At 59.2% G+C, this 1,740-nt stretch carries 1 protein-coding gene and 1 pseudogene; both read left to right on the top strand.

The features are described 5' to 3' along the window. Positions 1-282: 282 nt before the first annotated feature. Positions 283-451, top strand: a pseudogene (locus EN893_RS39610) (transposase); the annotation flags it as partial. A gap of 812 nt (positions 452-1,263) precedes the next feature. Continuing rightward, a partial coding sequence (locus EN893_RS32495) for a response regulator transcription factor (protein WP_164901325.1) occupies positions 1,264-1,740 on the top strand: 477 nt, incomplete at its 3' end.

Raw genomic sequence — 1,740 nt, 5'->3', positions numbered from 1 at the left:
GCTCAGCATGGCGACACGGTGAAGCGGCGATCGTGGAGCTTTATTGCGGCGTTGACAAGCGGCGCATTCTGGATGAGTTCGAGGCGGTAACCGGCTATTATTCGCAAGCGCGCGATCCGTCTTATGAACCGTCGTGAGCAGAGGCCGTCTGCGGGCAAGAGCCGCAGCCGCTGTTACGGCAGCGATGTCCGCGACGCGCTCATCGTGTTGTGGGAGGATTCGGAGCGGCTGGGTCCGCATCGACGCTCGCGGCGGCCAGCGCCGCCGGGCAGGAATGAGTTCGCAGTTCGCCGCTCGGTGCCAGCCCGCACCTTCGGCGATTGGAAAGATCCGCCGCCCGGCTTTGTTGAGCGCATTCGGGCACGTCTTCGTCAGGGAGCTTCGTGCAGACGATAGTGCTGACCGGATTGCCGCCGGCTGGACCGATTGCATTCCGCTCCGCACGCGCGACAGCGGCAATGTGATCATGGCGATCAAGCAGGCCCGCTCCCGGTTTCGCTGACCCTGTGCTGCTGTTTGCCGGCATCCGCCCGCACAGGAAGAGCTTGTAAAAGCGGTCGGTGCGGAAATCGAGGAGCCGTTGGTCGTCGATCTTCAGCCTGAACGCGGTCGTTTGCTGGTGCCGCAAATCGGCTGTTGCATGTACATCCCTGTCAGACGTCAGTTTTCCTCGCCTATTTTGGTGTCGAGCGCGAAGTGCTCCAACCAGATTGCAAGGCTTTTTGGAAATGAGAGCGGCTTTGCGCAGGGCGCTCCGTTGTTGAGCATTCAAGCTACCAAGCCAATGACGCGCAGGTTCCACCAGGCTCGCCAGCCTTGAAGGACAGCGAAAAAAGCAGAGCACGACAGACACAACAGTGCATCAGGACGCCGCAGTCGTTGAAGATGGTGCGCTGCATCCATACCGTGGATGCATTCGATCCAAATAATCGATTTGTTCAATCAGTTTCTCGAAAGCTAACCCTACCCTCTGTGGGAATCGGGCTCTGAGCCGCGACGCTGCCTTGCGAGCGCAGGGGCTGCACGTAGGAGAGATGATGCAACGAGAAATCGCACGCGGGTTGCTGGCCTCGTGGGTTCGCCGACCGGCGTATTTGAGCCCGTCAGTTGGTCCTCACCCGCGCCTATTGCCACCGAGCGACTTGCATGTCCCTCCGACTCGGACCAGTTCCGAGAGCTGCGACGAGTTGCGCGCCGTGTGCTCCGATCAGATGGCCGCCGGTGACGCGTTCGATGGGCCGTCCCTCTTCGAGAGGAGATGAAATGCGAACGCTGCTCGTGGATCATCATGCGGATCTTGCGCGCGCCATGCGACTTGCGCTCGGGGATGGCGGCTTCGTCGTTGATGTCGTTGGTACTCTGGAACTGGCTTCGAGTGCATTTTCTTGCGCCAGCTATGAAATTCTCCTGCTGGAATTGGCTCTGCCAGATGGCGATGGCTTGGGTTGGCTGAGGCAGTTGAGGACCCACGGGCATTCAGTTCCTGCCGTCATTATGAGCAGCCTTAACGATCTCGATAAGCGAATTGCGATCTTCAACGGTGGTGCGGACGACTTTCTGCTCAAACCCATCTCTACCGATGAGCTTATTGCCAGAATGAGAGCCATTCTGCGCCGGGCGACACAGATGACCGACCTGAGGCTCGTATTTGGCAATCTCGACTTTGATCCGGTCGCCCGCCAGGTTTTCGTTGATGGGCACCCAATGATGATCGCACGTCGCGAACTCTGTGTTCTAGAG

The organism is Mesorhizobium sp. M7A.F.Ca.CA.004.04.2.1, assembly GCF_004022825.1.
Classification (GTDB): Bacteria; Pseudomonadota; Alphaproteobacteria; order Rhizobiales; family Rhizobiaceae; genus Mesorhizobium.
The sequence above is the reverse complement of the archived record's forward strand: the minus strand, read 5'-3'. Positions and strand labels throughout refer to the sequence as shown.